Consider the following 14,160-nt stretch of genomic DNA (forward strand, 5'->3'; position numbering starts at 1 on the left):
CAAGTCCAAAAAAATGGAAGCAGGACAAGGCATTTAAGTAGGTTTTTCATATCGCTGGGAATTTATCGTTGATATTTTGGTAATTTAATTTTAGCTTTGGTAGGTCCTTGTCTATATCTCCAGTAAAAAGAACACCACATGTTCCATTAGTTTTTAAATACAATTCCATCTTAAAAAGCTCAAAACAACCTCTCATTTTTGTTACAATTTCATCTTCGGTTTGTTTACCAAGTCGCAGAATTTCGTAACGCAGGGTGAGTTTCTCACGAAGCTCTGGTTGAAGTGCAGCTTGTCTTTGGTGCAAGTCCTCAAGTTCTTGTTCCGCTTTTTGAAGCTCTATCAAATCATTGCGGTATTTCTTATAGGCAAGTATCATTTTATGACTTGGTTTAAAAGCCCAAATAATCCAACATGAAATTGTATAAGCAAAGGCATTTATAATGGTAAATACCCACGGACTGGTAGTATATACTTCTACCATTTGAGGATTCAATGCAATGGTGTACTGAATACGCATCAATGAGAAAAAATAGAAAACGACAAGTATGGGAATTAAGAAAAAGAAAAAGAGAAGTAGTTCTCTCTTTGGATTGTTATTTCCGTATTTCTTAATCTTTCCAGGAATGAAATGGGCGTACCAGTAGACAATGATTCCTGTTAAAAAAGCCAAGCCAAAACTAGAGATTCTATTGCCTCCTAAACTATCAAGGGAATCAAAATTACTAATCAGTTCCATAGTTGCAATAAGGATAAGCAAAGGAATAAAGAGCCAAAACCATTTTCTTATTTCTGGAAGGTATTTCTTTGGGGTATCATCAAATTTCCCTTTTAACGGAACAATCTTGTTCTGCACATCGGATATTTGTCTTTCAATATCAACTTGCTCATCTTGAGTATCAGAGATATGTGCCTGACCTTTCAGTTTTTGAACATCTCCCGTTAAATTTCCATCGGTATAATCAACTAAATGTTGATAGTCAGAAGTAAGCGCTCCAATAAAGTCTGAAACCTTAGCCTTTTTTGGTAAGCTATTGAAATTCAATACTGAAAGCTTTGTAGCTGTTCTTAGGTGTTCCTCACGATAAGCAACATCTTGCTTATTAATATACTCTGATAATTCTATGTCTATCAATCGAGTAATTTTTTCTTGTTGAGTGGTTTTTCTTTTCATGGTTTTACGTATTTGATTGTTGGTGGATAAATAATTTAAATCGACATAGTTCTATTTCACAGGGTAGTTCTGTACCTTTACTAATCTTAAATAGTTGTAAAATTTCATCTTCTGTGTAGCTTCCTTCTTGATAAGGAACTAGTACGTGTTCATTGGTCTTATAGTTATGATAAGCATCACAGTCTTTTTGCCTGTAGGTTTGTACATAACTATGATTCAATAAATATTTTCTTACACTCCTAAAAGAGTAGCTTTTATTATTTTTCATTTTGAATATTTTTAAGTTTAAGAATAGAAAGGCGCTTCTCAAAAAGAGAAGCGCCTGCTTACATTTATGTCTGCAATTGTTTTTGTAACCATAAGAAACTGTCATTTTGATTATCAAGAGAAAGAGCTCTATTTGTTATTGTTCTTGCCTTTTCAAGTAACCAAGGTTTACGTTCTTGATCCCAAACTAATTTTGATAATTGAAATTTCACAAAAGCTCTTGAGTAGAATAACCTTGGGTCTGTAATCTTTACTTTATGCTCATAGGCCTGTTTGAACATATCATCAAAAAAATCATTTGAGTTCTCTAATTTTTCTAAATCGTTGTCTAGTTTGAAACAGTATAAGAAGTACCTTCCATTTAAGTATAGGTATTGAACCTTCTGTTTTGGACTTAATGAATTAGAATCTAGTTTCATTAATAATTCATGTCCTACTTTTCTGTAAGCAGACACTTTAATTAATAACTCAATTGCTTTTAGAGATTGTGTGTTCTCTTTGAAGTTTTGAGCAGGTTGCTCTTTGTTATTTGTTTTCATGATTCTGAAAATTTTAATTAAACATTAATTTTTTCAAAACCACTTTGAAGTAGCTTGACTTTATTTACTTAAAATGATATTAAGTAAAGTTAGTTCAGTTGGGAGTCCTAATCTCAATTGTACTAGTCAAGATGTCAAAGATGGTTTTTGATGTTGTTGGCGAGCCCGAATCATTTTCGGGCTTTTTTTATTACCCATTTTATCTCGATATCGCTACCGAAATATACTATCAACATATTGATATATAGAGTTTTAAAATCTTTTTGAACATCCTTTTATATATCCGTTTATCCGTATAAGCATCCGTTTTGTTAAAAAAGGTTATTTTTGAAACTATGAACGCGCCATATCAAACAAATTATTGGTTTGAAATTATTAGTAGTAATGATTTTAAAGAGACTTTTGGAAGTGGTCTTGGAAAATATTCTATTGCTACAAAATCATATAATGCTAGTACTTATTTTAAAGGCATTGCTGGTTTAAATGGAAAAAGAATTCTCGCTAATACAAGTAATTCTAATGTTGGAGATAACATAGGCAAAGGAAACCTTACTTTGATGAATGTAATTTCTATTTTATGCTTTTTATTTAAAAAAGAATCCAACTATGATATTGAAGAGATAAAAAGATTTTTATCCAATTTAAAACTTAAAGACAAAGAGATTGGAGTTGTTACAGGTTTTGATACTTTTATTGAAAATATTAGACCAGTACTTGAAGATGATTTCAAAAAATATAATTATTTAATTAACCCGAAAACGTGGAAGTTTGAAATTATCGAAATAAAGACTTCTCTAGAAAATATAAACTCTACCAAAATTAACTCTGAAACAATTTTCACTAAAATAAAAAAAGGTTTAAATAAACACCTTCTTTATATTGGTTACTTTTTTGGTTATTTATTTTCGTTTGTCCCGTTTGTTGTACTGCCCATAGCATCCATTGGAATTTATAAAACATATAACCAAGATTATTCTAAAAAAGTTAAACGAAAGAGATATTTTGCTTTTGGTGGAATGATTTTGTCTTTCATTATATTACAGGTTTTAATTACAAGAACTTTATTAGCACAAGATTTAGAAATAAATAGAAATTTAACTTCTATGCTTTATGGAGAATTCAATGGAGACCCATCTGATTCAGGATTAGGCTTTTTATCTGTAAATGATGATCTCTGTGAAATAGGTTGTGGAAGTTTGCTAGATAAAATAGACGTGCCTAAATTAAAATATGGAGAACAATATTATTTTAATGTTTTTTTAGATTTTCATAATAAAGGTAAAGGGAATATTCGAAATGCAATAGCAAAAATATCTTTTCTTAAAGGTGAAACTCTTTCAATTACTGGTACATTAATAGGAGATTACTTAAATCCAGTATTTGACACAGCTTATTTAACAAATCTTCCTGAAAATTATCAAATTATATTTGAAGGAGGGACTCTTAGTAATAAACATAATAGCAGAGATAATCAAGGGTGCTCAGGATACAGCTATGCTTTAGAGGTTGGCAAAGAAATAATAAATGAAGGTATTTCGCTAGATGTCTTAGATTCCAAACTTGGAGGTTGGTGTGACCAAGGTACTGTCTCTATTAAATTTTCCATACTGAACATCACTGAGCCAATAAAAAAACCTTAGCTTTTTTATCACTAAAACTTTATCAAAATATTTATAAGTCTCTATTTATTTCCTCACTAAACTTCCAAATAAAAATAAACCAAAGCCAGTGCAATAGCATCAAATGCTCCTGTGCTGTGATTTTCGTCATCCAATGTTTCCTTTTGGGTAATTCTAGTGTTTCCAATTTCGGAAACCACTCCATAATCTTTTTAGAGATTTTTTAGAAGGGCAGTTTTATCAATCCTTGATAAATATTCTTCTAAAGTAGAGATTTCTTGTCTTGGATAATAAGTTTCGTGTTTTATTCCTAATTTAAATTACTTAAAATAACTTTATATCTTACTTCAAATGATAAAAAAATACTGAATAATATTATTTGAATCAAATTTAAACCACAAAATAGTTAATATTTTGTCACTTTTAAAATAAAATAAAAAAAATTAAGTGACATTAAATGTTTTATTGTATATTTGTGGTAACTAACATTGAAAAAAACAAATAAAATGAAAACTGTGGACTCAAATTTTGGATTTAAGTTAAAAAAACGAAGAGAAGAAAAAAGATTATCACTGCAATCATTGGGTATTTCGGTTGGGTTATCAAAACAATCTATTTTTCGTTATGAAAATGGAGAGCAACTACCAAGTACTTCAATATTGTTGAAGTTAAGTGAGGAATTAAATGTTCTTCCTACATATTTTTTTGAGGATGATAATATTGAGATTGAAATTAATCAATTAAATTTTAGAGAGGAAGATTTAATCAATAAAAATAATTTTGATGTTGGTTTTGTCAAAACTATTTGTAAAAAGTATTTGCGTAATTTCTTAGAATTAGAAACAATATTAAAAATTAAAAATAATTATATTAACCCTTTAGAAGGATTAATAATTGAGAGTGAAAAAGATGTAGAAAAAGCCGCAAAGAAGTTAAGAAGAAAATGGAGGTTAGGTAATGCTCCTATTTCTGATGTAACTCAGCTTATTGAGGATAATGGAATCTATGTTATTGAGGTAGATATGAATAGTACTTTTTCAGGATTGAGTGGTTTAGCAAATGAAAATATTCCTTTAATTGTAATTAATTCAAATGTTAATGATAAAGCAAGAAAGAGATTTACTACAATTCACGAATTAGGTCATATTGTTTTAGACTTCGTCGAAGAATTGGATAACGATGCTATTGAAAAATATTGTGATCATTTTGCAGGTGCTATACTATTAGTTGATGATACTTTGGAAATGGAATTAGGTAAAAACCGAACAAAGATATCCTTGAGAGAGCTAAAAGCAATTAAAGAAAGATATGGAATATCAATTGGTGCAATCATTTTTAGAGCGAAATCTACAGGATTAATATCTAGAGAAACTTGTAATGATTGGTGGAGTTCATACAATGTTTGGCGTGATAATTCTGAAGAATTTGGAAAATATTTCAGCTCTGAAAAACCAACAGCGTTTGATAATTTGATTTTAAGAGGTATTAGTGAGCAAAAAATTACCTGGGGTAAAGCAGCAGAATTAAAAAACACGAAAATTGATTTATTGAAAAATCAATTTAAAAATGAACCAGCATTAATGGTAAGCTAATGGATTATGTAATTAATGACATAGAAGATATGATAATACAAAATAGATTTGGTTTGTTTTGTATTATCAGTAGTAAGTGTAATTCTATTTCATTGACTAATATAAAAATTAGTGATTTTAGTAAACTAAAAGAGTTTGATATTCAGCTACTTCAAAGTAATGGACTTACGGTGGTTGAAGTTGATATTGAAATGTTCTATTTTAAAAAAAGACACTCATTACTTGCTTTTGGAAAAGGAGATGTGAGTTCAATATATCAGGCTTTTATAACGAATTCCTGCTTAATAACATCAAATAGGTCGGTTTATAGTAAGTGTATTGAGCTATCAATACAAGTAATATACTTAGATGAATTTATGAAGTTAATATTTGGAGATTCTAGTAAATTAAAAAGAATTAATAAACTAAAACTAATATATAAGAGAAATATAAAAGATATAATATAGAAAAAGTCCAGTCAATTAAAAAGACCAGACTTTAATTTTTAACACAGAGAGTATCTGCGTTTGTGAATTGGAACACCAAACATACAATACTTCCTGAAATAAAAAAAATTAAGGCTACTTTTTTATACTGTTCATCGGATTTCAATCGACTCGGATTGTATCCAACATTAGAACTTTTTCTCTTCAATAAACCTTATCAGTGCTAAAAACAATGAAGTGGCGCTATTGAGTGAAATTAAAGTATTAACATTCTAAAATTTTAAGGATGATAAGTAAAAGTTATTACACAGTGTTTACTGGCAAAGACAGTCAGTATTATTTTAACCTGAAAGCAGGTAATCATGAAATTATTCTTCAGTCAGAAGGATATAAAAACAAGCAAAATGCTTTAGGTGGAATTTCATCTGTACAAAAAAATTGTATTGATGATGAAAATTACATTAGAAAAACAGCGAAAGATGGTTCGCCGTATTTTGTATTAGAAGCAAAAAACGGAGAACCAATTGGTAAAAGTGAAATGTATAGTTCAGAACAGATGAGAGATAATGGTATCGAATCTGTTAAGAAGAATGGAACTACTATTGTTATCAAAGGTGGCTCAAAGCATACGTTTCAAATTACCATAAATAAGAGTCCATATACCGTGGATAATAAAGAAATGTCAGGAGCTGAAATTTTAGCCTTAGCCAATTTATCTTCTAACCAGTACAGTTTATTTCTTGTAAAAGGAGTAAGCCAAGAAGAAATAAAAGCTACTGACACAGTGAAAATGAAAAATGGTTTATGTTTTCAAGCTATTATTAGTAATATTCAATTTGGATAAAATGATTCCTAGTGAATTATTAAAAGAGATAGCCGACCTTCAGAAGGTCGGCTATCAAATTGAAACGAGTTTAGTTGGCAGTAGAGTTTATGTAGTTTTTAAAGATTACATCTTGCCCTCTAGTTTTAATATGGAAAAAACAGATCTTTTGGTTTGGACAAATACAAATTACCCAAGTTGTGCATTTGATATGTTTTGGGTACATGAAAAATTGTTTTTATCTAATGGAGTAGTTCCACAAGCAGCACAGCATATAGAAAATCATTGTGGCATAAATTGGAGGAGATTTAGTATTCATCCATACCAAGTCAAACCTTGGAATCCATCAGAGGATAGTTTAGAAGGTTATATAAGTTATATTAATAAACGTCTAAATCAAGGAATATGAAGTGGAAAATTAAATTTAAAGAATGCTTATTCAATGAATTAAATACATATTTATTTAATTTAAGTCCAAAAGAAAATGGATGTTTCCTTTTGGCTAACACCAAAGGTAAAATCATATTTATTACAGATATTTTTTATCCTCAAGAAGATAGTTGGGTTAAAAGAGACAGAGATAGGTGTATTCCAAATTCAGCATATATTTCTTCTGCGTGTTTACAAGCAAATCATTTAAACAAAACTTTAATATTTGTTCATTCTCATCCTGAAGAACACCATCCTGCAACTTTTAGTTTTATAGATGATATTTCTAACGATAAAATGTTTGAAAATTTAAAAGATATTCTTAACCACTCTATTGGAAGTTTTGTCTTTAGTAATAAAGGAATACATGGTGTAGTTTTTTCAGATTCAAAAAAACAAAAAATTGAATCTTATTCAGTTTACGGAGAAACCATAAACTATATAATTGATGCTGGTCAAAAAACAAAAAGGTTAGACATTGAAGAGTTTGATAGACAGATTAGGTTTATGAAAAATAGTGGCATAGATGTTTTATCTAATATAAATATTGCTATTGTTGGGCTTGGAGGTATTGGTTCTCCTTTAGCCGTAATGTTGGCAAAAATGGGAGTTAAGAATTTGAGTTTTTATGATTTTGATAAAATTGAAGTGCATAATTTACCCAGAATTTACGGAGCAACAAAAAAGAGTATTGGAAAATACAAAGTAGATGTTGTTAAGAAACATATCAAATCTTTTAGTGATGATATTAAAATCAAAACTTATTATAAAGCTATAGATACACAAACTGATTTATCAATACATGATGTTGTTTTTGGGTGCTTAGATAATCACACAGCTAGAGATACTCTTAATAAAAACACTTTAGAAAATTCCATTTTATATGTAGATTCTGGTTGTGCAATTCCACTTGATGATAAAGAAGTGGTGCTTCAATCTGCAATTTCTACAAATGTTGTGATGAATGATAAACCTTGTTTATGGTGCACTAATACACTAAATGCAATGACAATTATGGAAGAAAGTTTAACACCTGAAGAATTAAAACAAAGACAGGATGATGGGTATGTACAAGGCGTTGAAAAAGCTCCAAGTGTAATAACATTAACGACAGCAGTTGCAACTTTTGCTATAAATAGATTCTTAAATATTTATAAAATACTAAAAGGTTCATATCCAACAAAAAGTATGTTTGATTTTAACAACAACATATATTTTGAGCCTAAATTAACTGTAAATAAAAAATGTAAATGTATTAATAATAATCCATTTACTTAATCTGATTAAGTATACATAGTAAAAGCATTTAAAACGAGTGCTTTTACTATCTATATATAAATACCCTAATGTTTTCCTTGATAAATTTATTTTACAAAAGGATATAGTAACAAATCAAAGAAGTTCTTTGAATAGCATTACATTTAATAAAAAAATATTAGCTTTTTATCACTAAAATTTATCTTATATATTCAATATTCTCCCTCTTTGATTTGTTGAATTCGTTTAGGAGATAGGGCTGAGTCCATAAAATACTTTTTCAGCTTGTGTTTATGTGTTTGCGAGTTGTTTATATTGTCACCAGCAGTAGAAACAAAATTAATTAAAGGTAGGTAGTTAGAAATTACTCAGTCAAATAATTATGCGACAACATCAACGCAAAACAATCCAGCACAGCCATCTGATAATGTTCAGCTCCCCACGGTAGTCGTTTATGTGGAGCTATTCTTTTTAACTGCGGATACCATTTGATAATAAGAGAAGCTATTTCAAATTTTGTACTTGCCTTGAAAGAAGAAAACACTTCTTTTATCTGTGAGCGAGAATAGGAGTGAACTTTTAAATTTTTAGCCTTAATTGTTTTTTTAATCATTTGAAGGAGTGTTCGCTGTCGTTTAGAAACTTTAGATTTATAATCTAGAAGCAACACTATTTCAGGTTTACAAAAGTCCATCAGTTTTTCTACTTTTTTTAGATACTTCGCTTTAGAGAACGGACGTATTTTATAAATCCCAAAATCAATAATTTTCTGAGGACTCTCACAGATTAAAAAACCAAGACCATAGGTGTTTGGATATAAAACCAGGATTAGCGGTTGTTTATTCTTTTTCATGATTATTTTCAGACACATCTTTTAAACAAGATATGGTGTTAAGCACCTCGTAGAGACTTGCAATTCGTTGTTCCATCTTTGGAGAAGTTACTTCTTCTTCCAAGCGAGTAATAAATTGTGTCAGCTTTTTAGATATCGAATCAATAGCTGTTAAAATATGTTGTCCAAATAATTCGGAGAGTGGTATCTTGGTAATAATATGGTATCCTAGTATGACTTGTAAGGTTGGTGTTTTGATTCCTCTTTCATATTTGGAAAGATTGGAAACATCCATCTCTAATAGATGGGCAACATCTTGAAGAGAAAGACTAGCATTTTTCCTTGCTTGTTTTAAATAATTGATAATATTCATTATGTTTTAAAGGACATAGGGGTTAGGATCCTATGTCTTTTAGTATACTATCGTTTGTTTGATTTCTTGAGCAGTCTAGCTTTTTGGTACTGGAGTACCAAAAAATTTCTCGGTCACTCAATGTTTGTAGATAAGATGTGCAAAAAGGTGATTCTATTAATTATTTTTTCTTTTTGTATTGTTTTCAATCTGTTCAAATCGTTGTTTATCTGTAATTTTTTGTAATTGTTGAGTTGTTTCTGCATTGCTTATTTTCTTTTTTGTAGGTGTTTGTTTTGTATAAGGTGGATAAGTAAACATGTTTACCAAGAGATCTACCATTGTTTTACGCTTTAAGCTTCTAAAATAGGGTGCATATGTGTAATAAATACGTTTCTTCCCTCTTCTGTCTTTAGGATGTCGCAACACTTTTTCATTATAATCTAGGGCAATTATTAACTCTTTGTAAACCAGTTCAGCAATTGCAATGGATATAGATTTGTGCGTTAATCCTGTTCTTTTGGAAAAGAACGGAATCGAAATCCAATCCTTGCGTTTACGTTTTTTTGTTTTAGGGTCAATCCAACCTAGGACTTGTCGTATCACAACTAGCAGTACTTTAAGCTGTGCTTGGTTTAAGAATGGTAAGTGATGGTCAAAAATTTCATTTGGTACTTGAGTGGAACGATAATAATACATGTACCTACTATGAATACTTCTCTAGAGAATAGACAGTGTAGCTTTTTGGTATTTAGAGATGAACATTATCATTAAGAGGATGAATAGCAATTTGAGAACGTAAATGCTCTGTGGTAGCAGAGAGGTAGATGGTAGTTGTTTTGATATCACTATGCCCCATCATTTTAGATAAACTATAGATATCACAACCTCCCTCTAGCATAAGTGTAGCAAAGGTGTGTCGCAACTTATGAATAGTAAACTGAAGTCCTGAAGCTTTTTTTAATTGATTGACCAGGAGTTTTAACCCAGAGCTTGTAAACCCACTATTGCGATTGGAAGAAGTAAAAAATTCAGGACAGGTCTTGTACAGTTTTTTACGCTCTAAAAGATACCGATTCAGACTTTGAGCCAATGTACAGCTCATTGGAATAATCCGGTCTTTGTTTCCTTTTCCAAGGCGGACAAAAATAGTGAGGTTCTCTAGATCAACATCGTTCAGTTTTAGGTTCAACAGTTCACTCTTGCGAAGTCCTGCAAATAGGAACATGGAAAACAACGCATGATTTCTGTATTTTAGGTATTTGTGCGTATATGGATAGTTATAGGCAAATTCTAATAAACGCAATGCTTCTTGTTTTTTAAGTTTAGTAGGCAAAGACTTTTCTATGATTGGCAGTTCTAAGTCCTTGGCGTAATTCTTTTCTAGATGACCATTTTTAATGCACCAACGAAAAAACACTAACAAGGTCATGTAGTAGGTTCTGTAGGTGGTAGCTTTCCAATTCTTAAGCATTCTTCCCTCTAAGAAGAACGTTTGTACGTTTTTCTCTGTTATGTCGCTTACAAGGGTAATTTTGGAAGCTCTTGCGTAATGTGAGATGTTCTGTCGGTAACGTCGTATCGTGTTTTTTGAAACCCCACGAATATAAGTTGAATAATGACAAAAATCTTCTAATAATAATTCGATGTTCATATATAGATTTATATAGGCAATCGCTATTACAAGAATATTTTTGGTATTCTGCCTCTGCCTCTGCCTCACTTCAGGAGTGGGTTCGAGACAGTTGTTTTTTGACTTACAAATCACAAGAATTCGTGAATTTATAAGGACTATCGGTGCGCATGCTAGGACTTGAACCTAGGACCTCATCATTATCAGGAATCCACCCATACTTCAATCCCTATATCTTGTTATTTCATAAGGGTTTTAGCCCTTTTTTGATAAAATAATATGTCTTTTTCAATGACCACCTCCCTACAGCGTATTCTTCTTTGTAATAGTGATACTTATCTATTAAAGCTTAATACCATTTTCATGTAGCAAAAAATGGTGAATTGATAAATGTATCGACATCTTTAGTCTAACATGATAATTCATGACAAACAAGAAATCTTTAATAAGAGAGTTTTTCAATAAACAGTCTTGAGTTTTCTGATTTAATAGAACGTAGGTACCTTTCAGTCATTAGAGTGGATGAATGTCCCAAAACATTCATGATGCTAATAATATCCGCATTTTGTTTGGCAAGTGTACAGGCGAATGTATGCCGAAAACGATGAATATGAAATTTCACTCCAGATAATCGTATATACTTATCTACCCAATGTTTTAAACCATGATCTGTGAATGCTCTGTCTTGTCTACTAGAGACAATCAAATGTTCACATTTTAACCGTCTTTTCTTACACAGCTTTAAATAGGATTTTAAGTTCATGAGTAGTGAATAGTGGAGTGGAATGAATCGACTCTTTCTTGATTTGGAAGTTTTACCATTGATAAATAAGGTTCGCTCTTCAAAATCTATATCATAGGTACGAAGCCCTAAGAGTTCTCCCCTACGGATTCCTGTATAGAGCAAAATGCTCACAATCACTAAATCACGTTTATACATAAATTCATCTTCTGAATTATTTAAGGCAATGGCTGAGATAATTTTTGATACTTCTGATTCATTTAAAGCCTTTTCATCTTCATAGGTCGGGTTGGGAGGTTTTACAATCTTTTTAGATAGAGAATATTTTTCTATATAATCATGTTCTTCCAACCATCTAAAAAACACCATCAGTTTATTGTAATAGGTACGAATGGTAGAAACTTTAAGTTCAATGCCATTACCCTTGGCTCTTTCCCCTAAACGTTTAAAGAACTCACTGACCATAAATGGCTTTATATCCTCGGGAGTTTCAACTTCAGGGATCAAATTTAAAAAATTGTTTAATACCTCTCTATACCCTATCATTGTCTTAGGACGTAATTTCTTGGAGTATTCACACTCTGTAAGATATCGTTCAAAGCAATTCCTTATTTTATTTGTTTGTTCAGCCATATTCTTATCAAACTATATCCGAAGCAAAAACCCAAGTCTTGCCTTTAGGTACAGGAAACCAGTGTGGCAGACTGTAAAAAAACCAGCCTAGGAATAAAATACAAACTATGATAGATAGTTCAAATTCCAATATTTCCTATTTTGCACAAGTAGATTTTAGGGACGATAATCGCCTATTCGGTATTAAGCAATTAGATCGTATGGTGGGAATGTACCTACTAGGAAAAACAGGGGCAGGAAAAACGAACGTTTTAGAGGTTCTACTACAGCAAGATTTTTATCATAATAGAGGCGTTTGTGTATTGGATGTCAATGGAGATTTGGTTAAAAAAATGAGAGAACAAATCCCAAAGCATCGGCAAAAGGATCTTATTTATTTAGATGCTTCTAATCCACATCAGGAATGGGGTTACAACCCCCTTAAAAAAGTAAGTTATCATCACAGGCATTTGATTGCCTCTCATATCATTGAAACTTTTCAGAAATTATGGGGACAACAGGCTTGGGGAGTTCGGCTAGAATTCATTCTTCGTAATGTGATATTAAGCTTGTTAGATTTACCCAAAACATCCTTTTCTGATATCACTAGAATTTTAACGGATGATGTCTTTAGAATGGGGTGCATGGAACATATTGTTTCTAAAGAAGTACAAGACTTTTGGAAACACCAATTCCCTAAGTTTTCTAAAGCGGATGTCCTGCCTGTGCTCAACAAGGTCGGAAGTTTTATGGCGATTCCTACGATAAAGAAAATACTAGTTGAGAACAAAAAACAATTGTCCATCAATCAGATTATCAATCAAGAGAAAATATTCTTGGTAAATCTATCCAAAGGAAGTTTGGGGGCTGATGCTTCTCATCTGTTAGGCTCCTTGCTTTTAAGTTCTTTGTCTTCTGCTGGATTTCATAGGGTGATGATTCCAGAGAAGAAACGTAAACCCTTTTTCATTTATCTTGATGAGTTCCATAATTTCACAACATTGTCGCTGGTCAATATGTTCTCTGAGCTTAGAAAATTTAGTATTGGTTTTGTAATTTCTCATCAATATTTAGGGCAAATTTCTCCAAAAATTAGAGATGCCGTACTTGGGAATGTCGCCAGTATCCTCTGTTTTCGTATTTCATATAATGATGCCAAGTATATGGCGCAAGAGTTCTATCCCACTTTTAAAGCCAATGATTTTATAAGTCTTGAAAACTATCATGTCTATTTACGGCTTTTGGTTGATGGTAAAATCTCACCTCCTTTCTCCGCTAAGACAATTCCTTTTGATTGGTTACAATTACCAAAAGGCTAGACTACATCAAATTATTGATTGCTTCATACTGATATGGAATAACCTTAAATTACATATCAAATGAAAACAAATACACTTTCTACCCAATTATTGGGTAGTTACGAAATAGAAATTCACTACAAACGCCCTTTGTTTAATAGTATGAAATCTATTAAAGGAATCGATGATGCAACAGCATGTTTCAAATCATTTATCCATCCATTACGTATGGATTTAAAAGAATTTTTTTTAGTAATGCTGCTAACCAATAGCAACCGATTGATTGGGTTTTCAGAAGTTGGGAGTGGAACCAGTACAGGTGTTATGGTCAATCTTAAAGAAATCTTTCAGTTAATCCTTAAAACCCATGCCACAGCTTTTATTGTTTGCCACAATCATCCTTCGGGGAAATTAATTATTTCTGAATCAGATAAAAAGCAAACTAAAAAACTACAACAAATCGCAAAAATCATGGAAGTAACTCTTTTAGACCATATCATTATCACTTCGGAGTCTTCTCTTTCTTTTTCTGGAGAAGGTATTCTTTAATTAGAAACTCCTAATTCATT

General features: G+C 31.2%; 17 protein-coding genes. 8 read left to right on the top strand and 9 right to left on the bottom strand.

The window, feature by feature from the left end:
• Positions 1 to 46: 46 nt before the first annotated feature.
• The 3 genes from KCTC32516_RS02690 to KCTC32516_RS02700 form a co-directional block, all read right to left on the bottom strand.
• Positions 47 to 1,171, bottom strand: coding sequence for a hypothetical protein (locus tag KCTC32516_RS02690; RefSeq protein WP_301401800.1), 1,125 nt, complete (start codon positions 1,169 to 1,171; stop codon positions 47 to 49).
• 4 nt (positions 1,172 to 1,175) lie between these two features.
• Positions 1,176 to 1,439, bottom strand: coding sequence for a hypothetical protein (locus tag KCTC32516_RS02695; protein ID WP_301401801.1), 264 nt, complete (start codon positions 1,437 to 1,439; stop codon positions 1,176 to 1,178).
• A 64-nt stretch (positions 1,440 to 1,503) separates the two neighbouring features.
• Positions 1,504 to 1,977: a hypothetical protein gene (locus tag KCTC32516_RS02700; protein ID WP_301401802.1), complete on the bottom strand. Its 474-nt coding sequence runs from the start codon at positions 1,975 to 1,977 to the stop codon at positions 1,504 to 1,506.
• Positions 1,978 to 2,312: 335 nt separating this feature from the next.
• On the opposite strand from KCTC32516_RS02700, the gene KCTC32516_RS02705 reads away from it, so the two are divergent.
• Positions 2,313 to 3,617: a hypothetical protein gene (locus KCTC32516_RS02705; protein ID WP_301401803.1), complete on the top strand. Its 1,305-nt coding sequence runs from the start codon at positions 2,313 to 2,315 to the stop codon at positions 3,615 to 3,617.
• A gap of 56 nt (positions 3,618 to 3,673) precedes the next feature.
• On the opposite strand, the gene KCTC32516_RS02710 is transcribed toward KCTC32516_RS02705, so the two are convergent.
• Positions 3,674 to 3,796 carry a hypothetical protein gene (locus KCTC32516_RS02710; protein WP_301401804.1) on the bottom strand — a complete coding sequence of 41 codons (123 nt, stop codon included), beginning with the start codon at positions 3,794 to 3,796 and terminating at the stop codon, positions 3,674 to 3,676.
• 288 nt (positions 3,797 to 4,084) lie between these two features.
• Between KCTC32516_RS02710 and KCTC32516_RS02715 the strand changes: the two genes are divergently transcribed.
• The 5 genes from KCTC32516_RS02715 (at position 4,085) to KCTC32516_RS02740 (ending at position 8,143) form a co-directional block, all read left to right on the top strand.
• Positions 4,085 to 5,188 (top strand): ImmA/IrrE family metallo-endopeptidase, encoded by a 1,104-nt coding sequence (locus tag KCTC32516_RS02715; RefSeq protein ID WP_301401805.1) that lies wholly within the window; start codon positions 4,085 to 4,087, stop codon positions 5,186 to 5,188.
• Positions 5,188 to 5,634, top strand: a complete 447-nt coding sequence (locus tag KCTC32516_RS02720) for a hypothetical protein (RefSeq protein ID WP_301401806.1) — start codon at positions 5,188 to 5,190, stop codon at positions 5,632 to 5,634. Before KCTC32516_RS02715 ends, KCTC32516_RS02720 begins: the two co-directional genes overlap by 1 nt.
• A 265-nt stretch (positions 5,635 to 5,899) precedes the next feature.
• Positions 5,900 to 6,457, top strand: coding sequence for a multiubiquitin domain-containing protein (locus tag KCTC32516_RS12170; RefSeq protein WP_436410106.1), 558 nt, complete (start codon positions 5,900 to 5,902; stop codon positions 6,455 to 6,457).
• A 1-nt stretch (position 6,458) separates the two neighbouring features.
• Positions 6,459 to 6,845 carry an E2/UBC family protein gene (locus KCTC32516_RS02735; protein ID WP_301401807.1) on the top strand — a complete coding sequence of 129 codons (387 nt, stop codon included), beginning with the start codon at positions 6,459 to 6,461 and terminating at the stop codon, positions 6,843 to 6,845.
• Positions 6,842 to 8,143, top strand: a complete 1,302-nt coding sequence (locus tag KCTC32516_RS02740) for a ThiF family adenylyltransferase (protein WP_301401808.1) — start codon at positions 6,842 to 6,844, stop codon at positions 8,141 to 8,143. The genes KCTC32516_RS02735 and KCTC32516_RS02740 overlap by 4 nt, the downstream gene beginning before the upstream one ends.
• A 343-nt stretch (positions 8,144 to 8,486) precedes the next feature.
• Here KCTC32516_RS02740 and KCTC32516_RS02745 read toward each other — a convergent pair whose 3' ends face one another.
• The 5 genes from KCTC32516_RS02745 to KCTC32516_RS02765 form a co-directional block, all read right to left on the bottom strand.
• Positions 8,487 to 8,975: a hypothetical protein gene (locus KCTC32516_RS02745; RefSeq protein WP_301401809.1), complete on the bottom strand. Its 489-nt coding sequence runs from the start codon at positions 8,973 to 8,975 to the stop codon at positions 8,487 to 8,489.
• A complete protein-coding gene (locus tag KCTC32516_RS02750; RefSeq protein ID WP_301401810.1) occupies positions 8,962 to 9,327 on the bottom strand; it encodes a helix-turn-helix domain-containing protein in 366 nt (121 codons plus the stop codon). Before KCTC32516_RS02750 ends, KCTC32516_RS02745 begins: the two co-directional genes overlap by 14 nt.
• A 156-nt stretch (positions 9,328 to 9,483) precedes the next feature.
• The gene (locus KCTC32516_RS02755) at positions 9,484 to 10,005 is read right to left on the bottom strand and encodes a hypothetical protein (protein ID WP_301401811.1); all 522 of its coding nucleotides are present in this window, start codon (positions 10,003 to 10,005) and stop codon (positions 9,484 to 9,486) included.
• A gap of 52 nt (positions 10,006 to 10,057) precedes the next feature.
• Positions 10,058 to 10,960, bottom strand: coding sequence for a tyrosine-type recombinase/integrase (locus KCTC32516_RS02760; RefSeq protein WP_301401812.1), 903 nt, complete (start codon positions 10,958 to 10,960; stop codon positions 10,058 to 10,060).
• 421 nt (positions 10,961 to 11,381) lie between these two features.
• Positions 11,382 to 12,314, bottom strand: coding sequence for a tyrosine-type recombinase/integrase (locus tag KCTC32516_RS02765; RefSeq protein ID WP_301401813.1), 933 nt, complete (start codon positions 12,312 to 12,314; stop codon positions 11,382 to 11,384).
• Positions 12,315 to 12,421: 107 nt separating this feature from the next.
• Between KCTC32516_RS02765 and KCTC32516_RS02770 the strand changes: the two genes are divergently transcribed.
• On the top strand, positions 12,422 to 13,612 hold the full coding sequence (locus KCTC32516_RS02770; RefSeq protein ID WP_301401814.1) for a type IV secretory system conjugative DNA transfer family protein: 1,191 nt from the start codon (positions 12,422 to 12,424) through the stop codon (positions 13,610 to 13,612).
• 60 nt (positions 13,613 to 13,672) lie between these two features.
• Positions 13,673 to 14,140, top strand: coding sequence for a JAB domain-containing protein (locus KCTC32516_RS02775; RefSeq protein ID WP_301401815.1), 468 nt, complete (start codon positions 13,673 to 13,675; stop codon positions 14,138 to 14,140).
• Positions 14,141 to 14,160 lie beyond the last annotated feature (20 nt).

It is taken from the genome of Polaribacter huanghezhanensis, assembly GCF_030444335.1.
Classification (GTDB): Bacteria; Bacteroidota; Bacteroidia; order Flavobacteriales; family Flavobacteriaceae; genus Polaribacter; species Polaribacter huanghezhanensis.

Bases quoted from the DNA above. Each gene is read 5' to 3' on its own strand.
- KCTC32516_RS02695 (WP_301401801.1), bottom strand. From the start codon at position 1,439: ATGAAAAATAATAAAAGCTACTCTTTTAGGAGTGTAAGAAAATATTTA.
- KCTC32516_RS02775 (WP_301401815.1), top strand. From the start codon at position 13,673: ATGAAAACAAATACACTTTCTACCCAATTATTGGGTAGTTACGAAATA.
- KCTC32516_RS02770 (WP_301401814.1), top strand. From the start codon at position 12,422: ATGATAGATAGTTCAAATTCCAATATTTCCTATTTTGCACAAGTAGAT.
- KCTC32516_RS12170 (WP_436410106.1), top strand. From the start codon at position 5,900: ATGATAAGTAAAAGTTATTACACAGTGTTTACTGGCAAAGACAGTCAG.
- KCTC32516_RS02720 (WP_301401806.1), top strand. From the start codon at position 5,188: ATGGATTATGTAATTAATGACATAGAAGATATGATAATACAAAATAGA.
- KCTC32516_RS02745 (WP_301401809.1), bottom strand. From the start codon at position 8,975: ATGAAAAAGAATAAACAACCGCTAATCCTGGTTTTATATCCAAACACC.
- KCTC32516_RS02705 (WP_301401803.1), top strand. From the start codon at position 2,313: ATGAACGCGCCATATCAAACAAATTATTGGTTTGAAATTATTAGTAGT.
- KCTC32516_RS02700 (WP_301401802.1), bottom strand. From the start codon at position 1,977: ATGAAAACAAATAACAAAGAGCAACCTGCTCAAAACTTCAAAGAGAAC.
- KCTC32516_RS02740 (WP_301401808.1), top strand. From the start codon at position 6,842: ATGAAGTGGAAAATTAAATTTAAAGAATGCTTATTCAATGAATTAAAT.
- KCTC32516_RS02765 (WP_301401813.1), bottom strand. From the start codon at position 12,314: ATGGCTGAACAAACAAATAAAATAAGGAATTGCTTTGAACGATATCTT.
- KCTC32516_RS02750 (WP_301401810.1), bottom strand. From the start codon at position 9,327: ATGAATATTATCAATTATTTAAAACAAGCAAGGAAAAATGCTAGTCTT.
- KCTC32516_RS02755 (WP_301401811.1), bottom strand. From the start codon at position 10,005: ATGTATTATTATCGTTCCACTCAAGTACCAAATGAAATTTTTGACCAT.
- KCTC32516_RS02690 (WP_301401800.1), bottom strand. From the start codon at position 1,171: ATGAAAAGAAAAACCACTCAACAAGAAAAAATTACTCGATTGATAGAC.
- KCTC32516_RS02735 (WP_301401807.1), top strand. From the start codon at position 6,459: ATGATTCCTAGTGAATTATTAAAAGAGATAGCCGACCTTCAGAAGGTC.
- KCTC32516_RS02760 (WP_301401812.1), bottom strand. From the start codon at position 10,960: ATGAACATCGAATTATTATTAGAAGATTTTTGTCATTATTCAACTTAT.